Annotated in this window: 13 protein-coding genes; 4 read left to right on the plus strand and 9 right to left on the minus strand. The window is 46.3% G+C overall.

The genetic code is table 11. The features are described 5' to 3' along the window. Positions 1 to 38 precede the first annotated feature (38 nt). Positions 39 to 2,693 carry a family 20 glycosylhydrolase gene (locus NE536_RS06530; RefSeq protein WP_280925589.1) on the plus strand — a complete coding sequence of 885 codons (2,655 nt, stop codon included), beginning with the start codon at positions 39 to 41 and terminating at the stop codon, positions 2,691 to 2,693. Positions 2,694 to 2,879: 186 nt separating this feature from the next. Here NE536_RS06530 and NE536_RS06535 read toward each other — a convergent pair whose 3' ends face one another. The 4 genes from NE536_RS06535 to NE536_RS06550 form a co-directional block, all read right to left on the minus strand. After that, on the minus strand, positions 2,880 to 3,308 hold the full coding sequence (locus NE536_RS06535; RefSeq protein ID WP_261272185.1) for a PaaI family thioesterase: 429 nt from the start codon (positions 3,306 to 3,308) through the stop codon (positions 2,880 to 2,882). A 62-nt stretch (positions 3,309 to 3,370) separates the two neighbouring features. Then, positions 3,371 to 5,080: an FAD-dependent oxidoreductase gene (locus NE536_RS06540; protein WP_261272186.1), complete on the minus strand. Its 1,710-nt coding sequence runs from the start codon at positions 5,078 to 5,080 to the stop codon at positions 3,371 to 3,373. 36 nt (positions 5,081 to 5,116) lie between these two features. Then, positions 5,117 to 5,548, minus strand: coding sequence for a transcriptional repressor (locus NE536_RS06545; protein ID WP_261272187.1), 432 nt, complete (start codon positions 5,546 to 5,548; stop codon positions 5,117 to 5,119). A 45-nt stretch (positions 5,549 to 5,593) separates the two neighbouring features. Next, positions 5,594 to 5,875 carry a DUF134 domain-containing protein gene (locus NE536_RS06550; protein ID WP_006085187.1) on the minus strand — a complete coding sequence of 94 codons (282 nt, stop codon included), beginning with the start codon at positions 5,873 to 5,875 and terminating at the stop codon, positions 5,594 to 5,596. Between the two features lie 255 nt (positions 5,876 to 6,130). Here NE536_RS06550 and NE536_RS06555 point away from each other — a divergent pair, with 255 nt between their 5' ends. Further along, positions 6,131 to 6,373, plus strand: a complete 243-nt coding sequence (locus tag NE536_RS06555; protein ID WP_261272188.1) for a hypothetical protein — start codon at positions 6,131 to 6,133, stop codon at positions 6,371 to 6,373. 110 nt (positions 6,374 to 6,483) lie between these two features. On the opposite strand, the gene NE536_RS06560 is transcribed toward NE536_RS06555, so the two are convergent. The 3 genes from NE536_RS06560 to NE536_RS06570 all read right to left on the minus strand — a co-directional run bounded on the left by NE536_RS06560 (position 6,484) and on the right by NE536_RS06570 (position 8,394). Next, on the minus strand, positions 6,484 to 6,993 hold the full coding sequence (locus NE536_RS06560) for a YgjV family protein (RefSeq protein WP_220592436.1): 510 nt from the start codon (positions 6,991 to 6,993) through the stop codon (positions 6,484 to 6,486). Positions 6,994 to 7,132: 139 nt separating this feature from the next. Further along, positions 7,133 to 7,744 carry a Crp/Fnr family transcriptional regulator gene (locus NE536_RS06565; RefSeq protein WP_259563934.1) on the minus strand — a complete coding sequence of 204 codons (612 nt, stop codon included), beginning with the start codon at positions 7,742 to 7,744 and terminating at the stop codon, positions 7,133 to 7,135. Positions 7,745 to 7,767: 23 nt separating this feature from the next. Continuing rightward, positions 7,768 to 8,394 (minus strand): fumarylacetoacetate hydrolase family protein, encoded by a 627-nt coding sequence (locus NE536_RS06570; RefSeq protein ID WP_261272189.1) that lies wholly within the window; start codon positions 8,392 to 8,394, stop codon positions 7,768 to 7,770. A 207-nt stretch (positions 8,395 to 8,601) separates the two neighbouring features. Here NE536_RS06570 and NE536_RS06575 point away from each other — a divergent pair, with 207 nt between their 5' ends. Further along, positions 8,602 to 10,629: a methyl-accepting chemotaxis protein gene (locus NE536_RS06575; RefSeq protein WP_261272190.1), complete on the plus strand. Its 2,028-nt coding sequence runs from the start codon at positions 8,602 to 8,604 to the stop codon at positions 10,627 to 10,629. Positions 10,630 to 10,785: 156 nt separating this feature from the next. Here NE536_RS06575 and NE536_RS06580 read toward each other — a convergent pair whose 3' ends face one another. Together NE536_RS06580 and NE536_RS06585 are read right to left on the minus strand one after the other, a co-directional pair. Continuing rightward, on the minus strand, positions 10,786 to 11,799 hold the full coding sequence (locus NE536_RS06580; protein ID WP_006080925.1) for a succinylglutamate desuccinylase/aspartoacylase family protein: 1,014 nt from the start codon (positions 11,797 to 11,799) through the stop codon (positions 10,786 to 10,788). A 127-nt stretch (positions 11,800 to 11,926) separates the two neighbouring features. After that, positions 11,927 to 12,565 (minus strand): MarR family winged helix-turn-helix transcriptional regulator, encoded by a 639-nt coding sequence (locus tag NE536_RS06585; RefSeq protein ID WP_261272191.1) that lies wholly within the window; start codon positions 12,563 to 12,565, stop codon positions 11,927 to 11,929. Between the two features lie 230 nt (positions 12,566 to 12,795). Here NE536_RS06585 and NE536_RS06590 point away from each other — a divergent pair, with 230 nt between their 5' ends. After that, positions 12,796 to 14,001, plus strand: coding sequence for an MFS transporter (locus tag NE536_RS06590; protein ID WP_261272192.1), 1,206 nt, complete (start codon positions 12,796 to 12,798; stop codon positions 13,999 to 14,001). Positions 14,002 to 14,012 lie beyond the last annotated feature (11 nt).

A 14,012-nucleotide genomic window follows, 5' to 3' on the forward strand; every position in this document is an offset into this window, starting at 1 on the left:
AGTGGCAGGGGATTAAGACGGCCTTAGTCAGCGGCATAATGGCCGTGCTTCCCTTGGGGCCAGTGCTTTCAATATTTATTATGCCATCGGTACAGGCCGCCAACGCCGTGCAGGAGGCAAATCATGTCGCCCTGAATCAATTGGCCGATAAGCTCCAATTAAATTATCATTTAACAGCCAGTTATCTTGAAACCTGTCCCGCTAAAGAAACCCAGTGCTATCGCTCCGCCATTGAGCTGACCTTGCCCACTCAGCTATCCAACGAAGAGTTAAATCATGGCGACTGGCAAATTTATTTCAGCCAATTATCGCCCGTTTATTTCGTCGATGCGGGTGACTTTAGCATTGAGCATATCAATGGCGATTTACACAAAATCACTCCTAAAGCCAGCTTTAAGGGCTTCGTCGCCAATCAAGTTTATCGTATTGAGTTTTATAGCCAAGGTAGCCAAATCACCCGTTCCGAGTTTATGCCAAACTTCTTTGTCGCTATGGGCGATAAAGCGCAGCTCATAAAGAGTACTCAAACCCAGCGCAATAAAGAGACGGGGTTGCCCGAGCAAGCCTACCTCGCGCCTTTTAATGCCGAGAAACAATTCTTTCTGGCAAAAAACGATGCAACCCCCTTTGCCGATGGTCAGTATTTAGCCGAGCAATATCAAGCCTTAGCCGCAGACAAGGCTCCTGACATTAGCGGCAAACTCATCCCCACGCCACTTCACAGCCAAAGCCTAGACTCAGCGCCCTTATCTATTGCTAAAGGTTATCGACTCACGGCTACGACTGTAGATTTTAAGGGCCGGCAGGCGGCGTTTGATTACCTCGATTCTTTAGGCTTTTCGGCCAAGGACAAAGGCACGCCGTTATTATTGCAACTCGATACTCAAGATCCAAACGTCGCCAGCACTGAGGCCCATGATAGTGAAATTAAAAGCAGCGAAGCCTATCGGTTAACCATAACGGCCGAGCAAATCAGTATTCGAGCGGGCAGTGAAGCGGGACTCTTCTACGGTCTACAAAGCCTCGCAGGGTTGATCAGTTTAAGTGACGATCAACTGGTCGCCATCGAGATCCAAGACCAGCCTCGCTACGCCTTTCGCGGCCTGCACATCGATTTAGCCCGTAACTTCCACTCGCTAGATTTTATTAAACGCATCATTCCACAGCTCGCCGCCTATAAAATCAATAAACTGCATTTGCACTTAGCCGACGACGAAGGCTGGCGTTTAGCCATACCCGGCTTACCCGAACTGACCGATGTGGGCGCAAAACGCTGTTTCGATTTAACCGAGCAAACCTGTTTATTGCCACAACTAGGCAGCGGAATTGCGGACGTTAATCCCGTCGATGGCTACTTAACCGTGGCACAATACCAAGAAATATTACAACTGGCTGATGCTCACCATATCGAAGTGATCCCCTCACTGGACATGCCAGGGCATTCCCGCGCCGCGATAAAATCCATGGAGGCGCGTTATCGCCATTATCTATCCAAGGGAGACAAAGCTAAGGCGGAGGAGTTTTTACTGACTGAATTTGCAGATAAAACCCAATATTCATCGCTTCAGTATTATCACGACAACACACTCAATGTGTGCTTGGCGAGCACCTATCACTTTATCGATACAGTGATTGATGAAGTCAAAAAAATGCACCAAGCCGTAGGCATTCCCTTAGTGCATTACCACATAGGCGCCGATGAAACCGCGGGCGCTTGGGTCGACTCTCCCGCGTGTATCACAATGAAAAAACAAAAAGCCGATGAGTTAACCGGACTGCACTCACTCAATGGTTACTTTATCGAACGCGTTGCTAACATGCTGGCAGATAAAGGGATTATTGCTGCTGGCTGGAATGATGGTATGGGTGAAGTGCGCCCCGAAAACATGCCCGCCCAAGTGCAATCTAACGCTTGGTCACTGATTTCAGACAACGGCCATCAAATCGCCCATAAGCAAGTCAATCTTGGCTGGAAGGTCGTGCTCTCAACGCCGGAAGTCACCTATTTTGATTTCCCCTATGCTAGCCATCCAGATGAGCGCGGCAATCATTGGGCCTCGAGGGCAATAGACAGTTTTAAGGTGTTTAGCTTTATGCCAGACAACCTGCCCGCCCACGCCGAGCGCTGGCGTAACACTTTTAATCAGCCCTTTACCTCAGATGATACTCAAAGCCAATTGCATGCTGGCCGCGGTTTTTATGGCTTGCAGGGGCATCTTTGGAGCGAAATGGTGCAATCGGATGAGCAAGCAGAATACATGCTATTCCCGCGCATGGTCGCCCTCGCAGAGCGGGCATGGCATAAGGCGCCATGGGAATTAGCCTATGATTATCAAGGTAAAATCTATAGTCAGCAAACTCAACATTTTGCCCGCCAACTCAATGACCAAGCCGAGCAAGTGCTCAAACAGGATTGGCAAACCTTTGCCGCGGTTTACGCCAATAAAGTGCAACCTAAGTTAGCAAAAGCGGGAGTTTTCTATCGCATAGCACCGCCTGGAATACGTGTTGAACATCAGCAGTTAGTGCTCAATAGCTTATATCCCAATGCCGAGTTGGAATACCAACTCGACTCAGGACCTTGGCTAAGCTACCGCCAAGCTTTCAAGCTTAATGATGTCAAACACATCCGCGCTAGAGTCAAAGATGGCGCACGTTACTCTCGCCCATCGACTTGGCAAAGCTCCCTCTAATCGTTCATCGCACAATGCCGGCCATCACATGTGATGGCCGACGTGTTAACGCCCAACTGATGCCGCTGATATTTGTTTTTTGAAACGCTCACGTTATCAATCTGAGATTACGACTTTATGCTTGAAGCTCTCTAAAAAGTTAATTAATTATTTAAAATCAAATTGCTACACGGCTACCTAACAGGGTTAATTTATTACACCTCTCTTAGGTTGAATAAATTTTGCCTTAGCAGTCACACACGCGATATCAGCCACATAAAGTGAGGCTTCCAATTGGTACATTCCCATACGCTGGCTCACGATTCGGCCGACAATTTTAATGGCATCTCCCACCTTTATTGGCGCAACAAAACGCACAGTCATTTCAGCAGTTAATGCTTTTATGCCCTGCATAAATAAACAATGTGTCATAGCGGCATCCACTAAGGAACTGGCAACGCCTCCATGTAGTAGGTTGTTATAGCCCTGAAGCTGGCGATTGACCTTATGATAACCCACAACCTGATCCTTACCGTCAGCAAAAAACTTACACTGCAACGACAAAGGGTTTTGAGTCGCGTCGCCACAGACAAGGCATTGGCTGTGGCTTTGTTTACAATTTTGATAATTGTTCACGCTGCACCTATTTATTGATGGATGTAAATGGTTTTAAAATCCATCTTTAATGCTGTTCTTCACTAAAAACGTGCATTAACCATTTGATAAGTTTTATAGCCACCACTGAGGTTGCGTACCTTAAAACCATGTTGCACTAACATCCGATAAGCGACATGCCCGCGCAGACCCACTTGGCAAAATACGAGCAGTTCTTTGTCTTTAGGAAGTTCATTGAGCCTGTCTCTCAGTACTGGCAACGGAATATTAATCGCACCAACAATGGCACCCACTGCCGTTAGCTCGCTCGGGTTGCGCACATCGATAATGACTTGTTCAGCCGTCAGATGATCTAGTTCCTGAGAATGGCAAATGGATTCATCACCTAATAAGACGTTTGCAGCCACCATGCCGGCTTGATTCACTACATCACGCGCCGAGCCAAAGGGTGGTGCATAAGTGAGTTCAAGATCGGCTAAATCATAAACTGTCATTCCTGCCCGTTGTGCTACTGCTAACACATCAATGCGTTTGTCGACGCCATCAATCCCAGCGGCTTGAGCCCCTAAAATACGGCCGTTATCAGGGCAAAACAACAGCTTTAGGGTAATGGGATGTGCTCTAGGGTAATAGCTGGCATGGCTAGCGGTGTGCACATAAATCTTTTCAAACGGAATAACTTGCCTTAGCAAACTCTTCTCGTTTAACCCCGTTGAGGCGATTGCCATATCAAACAATTTACAGATTGCAGTACCTTGGGTGGCGCGATACAGCTTATTGCCGCCAAGCATATTATCTGCGGCTAATCGACCTTGACGATTGGCGGGACCTGCGAGTGGAATAAGTATTGGATTACCTGTAACAAAATCATCAGTTTCAATCGCATCGCCTACGGCATAGATGTCCGGGTCAGAAGTGCGCATACTGGCGTCAACGTAAATTCCACCGAGCTTGCCTAAGGTTAAACCACATTCAGATGCTAAGCGGGTTTCAGGCTTAACACCTATGGCAAGGATCACTAAATCTGTAGCTAAGCTGCTGTTATCACTCAAATCTAAATGTAGATGGTAATGAGGAAACACTGGCGTATCGTAGTCATCGGTAATGTCGGATTCAGCCGGTTGATTAGGACGCTCATGAACTGCGGTCAATCCTGTTTTTAAACGTAAATCCACGCCATTATCGACTAATTTTTGATGTAGTATATTGGCCATTTCAACATCGACCGGCCCCATCACTTGGTCGGCAAGCTCTAGTAAACTCACCTCTAATCCTCGATGTCGTAGTGCTTCTGCCATCTCTAAACCAATAAAGCCACCACCGACGACAGTGGCATGCTTAGGTTTATGCAGCAGAAGGTTCGCTAACACCTTATCCATATCGGGAATATTTCGCAGGCTATGCACAAAATGACTATTAATGCCGCTAATTGGAGGTTTGATTGGCGAGGCACCTGGACTTAGCAACAACTTATCATATGACTCTTGATAGACTTCATCTGTGAGCAGATTACGTATGCTTAACTGCTTGGTTTGTCGATTAATTGCAATCACATCATTAAACACGCGCACTTCAATATTAAAACGTGATTTAAAGCTTTCAGGCGTTTGCAGCAACAAGGCCTCTCTAGACTCTATCTCACCGCCAATATGATAAGGCAAGCCACAGTTCGCAAATGAAATAAACTCGCCTCGCTCTAACATGATAATTTCAGCAGTTTCTGATACACGTCTTGCTCTTGCTGCTGCAGATGCGCCACCAGCAACACCGCCTACAATCACTATTTTAGTCATGTTCTTCTCCAATAAAATTAACGAATAATATTTCGTCTATCTACCCGATTTGCTCTCAAGCTTTTGCTTACAATCAAAACAGTGACCATAAATATTAAGGCTGTGATGATCGATACTCATACCGTGACGTTCAGCTGCTAACCATAAACGTAAGTCAATCAAAGGATCGGCAAACTCGACTAACTTGCCGCAAGTTAAGCAGATTAAATGCTCATGACGCGGTTTCCCATTGAGCTCATACATCGCAGTTTCAGACTCAAAAAGCCGCCTTACCACTAAGCCGGCTTGTTCGAAATGCGCCATGATTCGGTACACAGTATTGAGGCCCATGGTCTCGCCCTGCGCATTTAACCCCTGATAGATATTTTCGATGGTTAAATGTTGCTTATCGACTTGAGTTAAAAACTTAAGCAACTTGCATCTTTGAGTGGTGACTTTGAGGCCCGAGTCTTTCAATACTGCTTGCATTACACTTACCTAGACACGTCGATACGCGTTACCAGTGTTCAATACTCAGTTGATATTGTTTGTCATCAGCGCTTTACCGTTGATTAAGCTATCAACCACCTTATACCTTGCCCCTTTAACTAAATTCGCCAAGGTTTGACGTGATACACCCATTGATTTAGCCGCTTCCTGTTGCTGCATGCCGAGTAAATCAACTAAGCGCATAGCCTCGATTTCGTCCTCGGCCAGCGGCACCTGCTCTAACTGTGTCATAGGAATGCCATTAGGCTTAAAACAGATATTGGCTCTTTGGCCACAAATAGTTCTGGGGATTTTTGGTCTGACCATGTTACACCTCGTTTATAGCATATGCTATTTATATTCGGTATAGTTCCCATATGCAACCTATATCAGTAGACGAGGAAAATGCTAAAAGCGGCCTAAGCCATGAAAGCACCGTTCGCTGTTTGCATTTGAGCTTTTCAATATCACCTAAACTCAGGCTATAATCGCCACAACTAAGGCAAATGCCGATTGACAGCGTCGTGAGTTGCTCATTTTTAAGCCATATCATTCACTCAATTTTTAAGGATTTCACTGCCGATGACAACTGCTTCGACTAGCCCCTTTGCCGTGTTAAATCAAACCACTGCAACCTCGTTTAATGAGCAGAAAAATCTGATTAAACGGGTATTTAAAGGTAAGCCAGTGCAATGTCCCAGCTGTAAACTGACACTTAAAGTGATATTGCCTGAGCAGGCAAAAGCCGAACAAGCGGCAGGAATTTACTGTGCCAAAGGCTGTACTGATATCGAGCTGGATATGGAAGCCGTCGCGGGACTCTAGCTATCCTAGATTAATCACGCACAAAGATGCTCTTCACATCAACGCCAAAACGACTATGCAAGCACTAAAAATTTAACCTCTCAGTTAAGGCTAGAGATGACCTTGGCTGATCACGGAAGTTGCTTAAGCCGCCCGCGAAAATAATGCCGATAATAGCCCAGCAAATTACTGCCAATAAATAATATCTCCATCAATACCGCCACGGGCGATCCCACTAAGGCATTGTGAACAAGCCAAAAACTGGTTCCGACTATCATCAGTAATCTAAGATCTTTATCCCTTTGACAGAATGCGGCGCGGGTTTGAAACAAGGTACCTATACAACTGATCACTGTCGTTATGCCATTGAAGGTCACGATACTCATTGCCACTGCTGCGCTAGAAAAACACCACATGGCCACCTTTGACGTCGTAAACATGCTGGTGAGATAACGCACTGTGGCTATGCCCATTAAGCCTGCAGCAGTCCATTGCTGCAACAGACAAAAATGAATAGAAATCAGAATACCCGATACAAAAAGGCAGGCGACAATCCGCTCCCGCGCCTTAAATTGAAACGAAATCAGATCGAAGATAATGGCTATCGCCACCAAAATTTGAGACAAAGTAAACGCAGTCAACTTATTAAGCCCCTTAGCTTTAAGCAATAATGCGCACTCAGATTGCAAGCCTTACAGACTTGAGAGCGCAACTTAAGGCTCAGCATCATGGAAATCGCGCTTTAGCGCATTAACTTAAGTTAACTGGGGGCAAAAAACGTTAAAAAGAGTCTTGAAGTCGTCGACGCATACGCGACAAACTGATTGCCGTAATACCAATATAATTAGCTAGCTGACCTTGGCTTAACCGCTCAAGCCAAAATGGTGAATGTTCGCGTAAATACAGATAACGTTGCTCAGGTGTGTGCAGCAGTAAAAAGGCTTCCTTTTGTTCTTTATACAATAATTGCTGTTTAAGTAACCCTAGTTGCACGGGCTGCAGCGAAGTATCATCCAACACGGATAACGGCATTTGGATAAGTTTACAGGCGCTTAAAGCTTCTAATTGGTAACGAGCGGGAATTTGCTTAAGCCAACTGACATACAAAAAACACAATTCACCCTCGAAATAAAACTCCTTACAGCGCTCTGTGCCCTCCTGAGTATAATGGCAAGCGCGCACGATACCATCCACAACAAAATATGCCTGTGACTGCTCATTTCCTTGGCCAAGAAGCACCTCTCCCGCCGGCACGTTCAACGCTTTAAACTGTGGTAAGTAACGTTCAACAGCAGCTTGACTCGCCCCTAACGCAAGCAAAAATTGTTGCAGAGGCTGGCAAATTGACACCTGCAATACAGCAGTCTTTTTTACGTCATCAGGTTCAATCATGCGAGCTACTCAGCGATTTATCACTAAACACTTAACCATTGCCATTCGAGTAAGGGCTCAGCACTCGCTTGCAAACCCCGGCTCAGCGTCACGTTGAATACACTTTTAGCGGGAATACTTCCCACGCCCTTGGGGGTGCCTGTCATCACAATATCGCCGTCATCTAGACTGATAAACGCTTGTAGTTCGGACAATATGGTCTGAGGTTTGTAGATCATTAAATCGATATGCCCCTCTTGCACCAAGTTGTCGTTGATACTCAAGGTAAAATGCAGCGGCGCCTCTGCATAATCAATCGCCACAAACGGACTGAATAACGCTGCACCATCAAAGGCTTTTGCTCGCTCCCAAGGCAATCCCTTAGCTTTTAACTTAGTTTGCAAATCACGTTTTGTGAGATCTAAACCGACGGCGACGCTACTGAAACGGCCATTTTGAAACATAAAACACAGCTCGGTTTCATAATGCAAGGTTTCCCCTTGATGCTCAGAATGAAGCACAGTCGAAATGGCCGAGTTGGGCTTTAAAAATACCACCATATCCTCGGGGATTTCGTTACCTAATTCATGGATATGCTCAACATAGTTACGCCCAATGCAGAGAATTTTTGTCGGTACGATAAGGTTTTCACCTAACACGACTGATTTCATCTTTAATCCTTTTCAAGATAGGGTTGAAATAATTTTAAATAATAAAACCAACTAGTTAACCTAAATTAAATCTAAACATTCAATTGAACTAATCACTGTACTTATGACGAACTCTGCTACACTTAAATCAATATTTCAACGAAAACAGCGATCTAACCATTAATAAACCCATTTTACAGGGACAGTCATAGAAGAGGTTTTCGCACTATGTTAACGCTTACCATAAAACAAAAAATCATCTTTAGTTTTAGTGCAATTGGCGCGCTGCTCATCGCTGGTAGTAGCTTTTTCTACTATTCACTCTCCCAAGTACAAACCGCCTATCAAAATATTGAAACCTTAGCCGTACCGGTGCAAAAGCAGAGTAATAGCTTACAACTAGTGCTATTAAAAATGTCACGCCTTGCCACCTTAGCCCATAGTCAGCAAGACACTGCCGCCTTAACCAAAAGTCAGCAAGCATTTACCGCGCTGCAGAAGAAATATCAAAGTATTGAAAATGAGTTAATTGAGCGAGTTGCAGATCAACCTAAAATGCAGACTTCTCTAGATGAAGCACAGGCAAGATACCAAGCCTATTTGCAGCAAAGCCAAGCCATGTTTAGCGCTAAACTCGCCAATGAACAAGCAAAACGGCAGTACCTGCAACTCTTTGAGCGCTTTAACCATGCCAAGACCAACGCCAGTAATGCGATGATTGATCTCGAAACTCTTTCCATCCCCGATAATCCCACTTTACTCGAAGAAATTGTCGGCACAGGTACTCGCATTGACGACATGCTCTATACGCTAGCCAACACTATGGGGGAACTGATCCACACTCAAAGTTTGGATGTTATTCAATCGCACCAACAGGATGTCGGTATTTTACTGGGGAACCTCACCACTAACTTTACCTTTTTAAAACAACAAACTGATGGGCTTGATACCTTAGGCCTACTGCAAACATTCGAGCAAGAATATGTGATTATCAATACCTTAATCGCAGCGCCTGCCGAACTTTATAAAGTGCAGGAAGCCGTAGTTGAGGCACAACGACAAGCTGAGCAACATTACCTCGATGCCGATAAAGAGTTTAATGCGAATAATCTCGCCTTAGATAAGTTAATCAACTTAGCCGACCGCCGATTTACCAGCCTGCAAACCATCGCCAGTAATGATATTCAACAGGGTCAAACCTTAGCGATTGTACTAGCGCTGGTATTTATCATCATGGTGAGTTTTATCTCCTTCTTCACCTCCAAGGCCATGCTCAATCCCTTGGCCTTAGTGAACGGCGCACTCGCCAGTATCGCCCGAGGGGATTTATCTAAACGCATTCATAAACGCCATAACGATGAATTTGGTGCCCTAATCGATAACATGAATACCTTGAGTGACGATCTTGCCAAACTGTTAACCAATATCAGCCAAAATGCCCATTCATTGGACAGCTCTGCCACCCAAACCAATGAGCAAGGCCAGCGCATCGCCAATGCCGCAACGGCGCAAATCAGTCGAGTCGATGAAACGAAAGCCTTGGCAGAACAGATGTTTACTAGCTCAAATCTAGTGACAGAACAGGCCAGTGAGTCGGCGAGACAAATCAGTCAAGCCTCGAAATACGGTAATCAAGTGAAGCAAATTGCCGATGATAATCGCAATAAAATTGCCGAACTGAGCGCCCGTTTAAGTAGCTCAGTTGAAGTCATGTCTCGCTTGAGCATTCAAAGCGATAATATTGGCAGCATTTTAACCACCATTAGCAGCATTGCCGAACAAACCAATTTGCTGGCACTGAACGCCGCCATTGAAGCCGCCAGAGCGGGGGAACATGGTCGTGGTTTTGCCGTCGTGGCCGATGAAGTGCGATCACTTGCCTCACGCACCCAAGCCGCCACCGCCGAAATTCAAACCATGATCACGGCCCTGCAAAAAGAAACGTCCACGGCAGCCGATGCAATTACTACGGGGCAAAATCAAGCAAATGAGTGTGTCGGACAAAGCCAAAATCTGCAGGATGCTATCACCCACATAGAAAGCACTTTGCATACACTCAATGACATGAGTCTAGAAATCACCCACGCCGCCCATGAGCAGCTAGATTACAGTCAACGTATTGAATCAAGCATGAGCGAGGCGGCGCAAGCAGCGGATCAAAATGCCAATGAAGCCATGGACATGGCCAAACGTAGCAACGAAGTCACCACGCTTGCCCACTCACTCACCAGCTCAGTGGAACGGTTTAAACTCTAGTGAGTTTAGATATTTGGGAATGTCGAAAATGGCATTCGTAGGATGACTAGGCAGAAGTTAGCGAAGTAAAAATAAGCACTTAAAAAGGATCACAGAAGTCGCAAAACCATCTTAGCGACTTCTGTGGCTGTATATCCAATGCCAACAAGTCTGCGGTTAAGCATATTCCATCAAAAATTCATCGAGCTGTTCATTGGCCATTTCAATTTCGTCGCCTTCAAACTGGGCGATATGGAACATGCCCTCGCCTTCGTTAGTAACGGGAATATTGCTGATCCCTATGATGATGCCGTCGGTTGGTGCACGAATCGCCACACTGTCACCGCCGTGGGGGCTGACGATATGGGCAATGATATAACCCTTAGTCACCCGCTGGCCGAGCTTGAGCTTCATATTCACTAAGCCGTCGGATTCGCTGCGCACCCAATAACTGCGAATGGCGCTAACACTCGAGCCCTTATTGCTTACCCGTCCCTTCAACATGCCTAAACTGCGCATCACATTGAGCACGCCCTTGAGGCCGGATTTTATCGACAATTCACTGAAACGTAGCGCCTCGCCCGCCTCGTACAAAATGCACGGAATGCCCTGCTGATTAGCATAACCCCGCATCGAAACACTGCGCGCTTTTGAATGCATAATCAGCGGTGCACCAAAGGCATTCGCCATGGCCAGCATAGTCTCATCGCTGGTATCACAGCGAATTTGCGGCAAGTTGTCTCTGTGAATCGCGCCCGTATGTAAATCAATCACATGGGTTGCATGGACTAATAACTGAGTGGCAAAGAGGTTGGCTAACCGGCTTGCTAGTGCCCCTTTACTGGAGCCTGGGAAGCAGCGGTTGAGATCCCGCCTATCGGGTAAATAACGGGATTGCTGAATAAAACCAAACACATTCACAATCGGCACCACAATCAAGGTGCCCGTCAGATTCTTGGGATTGACTCTGGCTAATAGTCGCCGACAAATCTCGATACCATTGAGTTCATCCCCATGAATGGCGGCGCAAACCAGTAAAGTTGGGCCGGGTTTGGCCCCGTGAAACACTTCAACATGAATATCGAGTTGCGTATCGGTATACAACTTAGCGGCGGCCAGCTTGATCCCCAATTGAGTCCCTGCTGTGACTCGTTTACCTGCTAATTCAAATGCTTCACGTCTTTTTACCATGGCAACTCCCTTGTACTATCGAATGTTGTCCCGCGCGGCTGACTCATATTGGCTAATAGCGCTCGGCTATCACTTATCGCCAGATGTCTAACACGAGAAACTAAAACTCACGTGAAGTTTAAACGATTTATTGCGGCTCAAATTGGTTCAGCCAAGATTTTAAAATCTGCAACAACACAGGTCTATCTTCAGCGCTCACGCCCGCTAACAATGCACTCTGACATAGAATATGCTGCGGCAATGCCTTATCAATGAGCGCCTTACCCTCGGCAGTTAACGAGACATGGACGGCGCGGCGGTCTTCCTTACTGTGCGCCCGCTCTATCAGCCCCTTATTTTCGAGTCTGTCTAAACGGCTCGTCATAGCGCCAGAACTTAGCATCATGCTCTGATAAAGTTGCGAAGGCGAGAGGGTAAACGGCTCTCCCGATCGCCTTAACGTCGCGAGCACATCGAACTCGCCCTGACCTAAGCCAAATTCGCCATGGCATTGCAGCAACACCACTTCGATATATTTCGTTAAACGCGCGATTCGCCCAAGCACAGCCATAGGGATCAAATCATCAGTCACCCCTTGTTGCTGCCACTGGCCGACAATGCTATCCAAACCATCTTCGCTTTCAAGGCCATCTGCTTTGGTGTTCGAAGCCGCTTGGTCTTTATCCGAAGGAATCGCGTTTTTATCCGCTGAACTCGCGTTAGTACCCGAAGGACTCGCGTTAGTATCCGCAGGGCTCATGTGAGTGAGTGTCGTTTTCGCTGTCATAGCTTTATCTCAACATAAAGATTCTTTATATCATTCTTTACATCTTAGTCATTATCTCACAGAATTAAAATATCTTTATATCAAGATACATCTGAAAGAGATTCTTTTTGAACTGTAGCGATGCTGCTTCAACTTACTGTTGTTGATTGGAAATCATCGTGAATGTGCTAAATGCCGCTACAGGTCACTCTTTCAGCAAATCAAACTCAGCTTATTTTTGGAGACAATCCATGCGGTCACCCCAGTCAGAGAAAGCGAATTTATTGCTTCTCGGAATCGCGTTCATTCTTATCGGGCTAAATCTGCGCCCCATTCTCGCCTCGGTTGGGCCTTTACTGCCCAGCATACAAGAGGATATCAGCTTAAGTTTTACCTTAGCGTCTATGCTGACATTGCTGCCCGTGCTCGCCATGGGATTGGGCTGCTTTGCAGGCTTTAGTATCGCCAAACGTTTAGGATTCAATACCGTAATGACGGGATCATTGATCCTCTTGATCATCGCCACGGCGATGCGATTTTGGGCGATGGATGCAAGCTGGCTTATCTGCTCGGCATTACTGGCCGGAGTCGGTATCGCCCTTATTCAAACCATCATGCCAGCCATGATCAAACTCAATTTCGGTGAACGGGTGCCCTTAATGATGGGGCTTTACGTCACCGCCATTATGGGCGGCGCTGCTTTGGCCGCCAGCAGTGCGCCTTTTATCGGGATGAACTTAGGTTGGCGTGCGGGCTTAGGCCATTGGACATGGTTGGGCGTCGTGGCACTGGCGCTATGGCTGATGGTTAAACACAAAGCCGTATTAGCGAATCAAACTACGGAGCAAACTGTGCCGCTTAGCTTTTGGCGTTTTCGTCGCAGTTGGTTATTGGCGATATTTTTTGCTTTAGGTACAAGCTGTTATGTCTGCGTGCTTGCATGGTTAGCCCCCTACGCGGTCGAGCTAGGTTATAGCCAAACTCAATCGGGATTAGTGTTAGGTTTCTTAACCAGTATGGAAGTGATCGCGGGCTTAGTGTTTCCTTGGCTTGCCAGCAAGTCAACGGACAGACGCGCTATTATTGCCCTACTGTGCTTACTGCAACTCATCGGCTTTATGGGACTTGCACTCGCCCCTCAAGTGTCGCTATTTTTATGGGCAGGACTTGCGGGATTAGGCATAGGCGGGATTTTTCCACTCGGATTAATTGTGACTATGGATCATCAACAAAATCCGATGTTAGCGGGTAAATTAACCGCCTTTGTACAAGGTGTGGGTTATACCATTGCCGCCATTTCGCCTTGGATTGCTGGATTAATTCGCGATAATTTCAATAGCTTTAACAGTGCGTGGTTATTGCTCGGTGGCATAAGTCTGATGGCGTGGATACTATCTTGGCAATTTAATCCGCAGGGCTATGCACGCCAATATCAAGTCACCCGCTGCGTATCTTAACTCTCTAATTC

Origin of the sequence: Shewanella septentrionalis, assembly GCF_025370265.1 — a bacterium.
Taxonomy (GTDB): Bacteria; Pseudomonadota; Gammaproteobacteria; order Enterobacterales; family Shewanellaceae; genus Shewanella; species Shewanella hafniensis.

Coding starts and splice junctions, on each gene's coding strand:
- NE536_RS06530 (WP_280925589.1), top strand. CDS start 39: ATGGCCGTGCTTCCCTTGGGGCCAGTGCTTTCAATATTTATTATGCCA.
- NE536_RS06540 (WP_261272186.1), bottom strand. CDS start 5,080: ATGACTAAAATAGTGATTGTAGGCGGTGTTGCTGGTGGCGCATCTGCA.
- NE536_RS06545 (WP_261272187.1), bottom strand. CDS start 5,548: ATGCAAGCAGTATTGAAAGACTCGGGCCTCAAAGTCACCACTCAAAGA.
- NE536_RS06550 (WP_006085187.1), bottom strand. CDS start 5,875: ATGGTCAGACCAAAAATCCCCAGAACTATTTGTGGCCAAAGAGCCAAT.
- NE536_RS06555 (WP_261272188.1), top strand. CDS start 6,131: ATGACAACTGCTTCGACTAGCCCCTTTGCCGTGTTAAATCAAACCACT.
- NE536_RS06565 (WP_259563934.1), bottom strand. CDS start 7,744: ATGATTGAACCTGATGACGTAAAAAAGACTGCTGTATTGCAGGTGTCA.
- NE536_RS06570 (WP_261272189.1), bottom strand. CDS start 8,394: ATGAAATCAGTCGTGTTAGGTGAAAACCTTATCGTACCGACAAAAATT.
- NE536_RS06575 (WP_261272190.1), top strand. CDS start 8,602: ATGTTAACGCTTACCATAAAACAAAAAATCATCTTTAGTTTTAGTGCA.
- NE536_RS06580 (WP_006080925.1), bottom strand. CDS start 11,799: ATGGTAAAAAGACGTGAAGCATTTGAATTAGCAGGTAAACGAGTCACA.
- NE536_RS06585 (WP_261272191.1), bottom strand. CDS start 12,565: ATGACAGCGAAAACGACACTCACTCACATGAGCCCTGCGGATACTAAC.
- NE536_RS06590 (WP_261272192.1), top strand. CDS start 12,796: ATGCGGTCACCCCAGTCAGAGAAAGCGAATTTATTGCTTCTCGGAATC.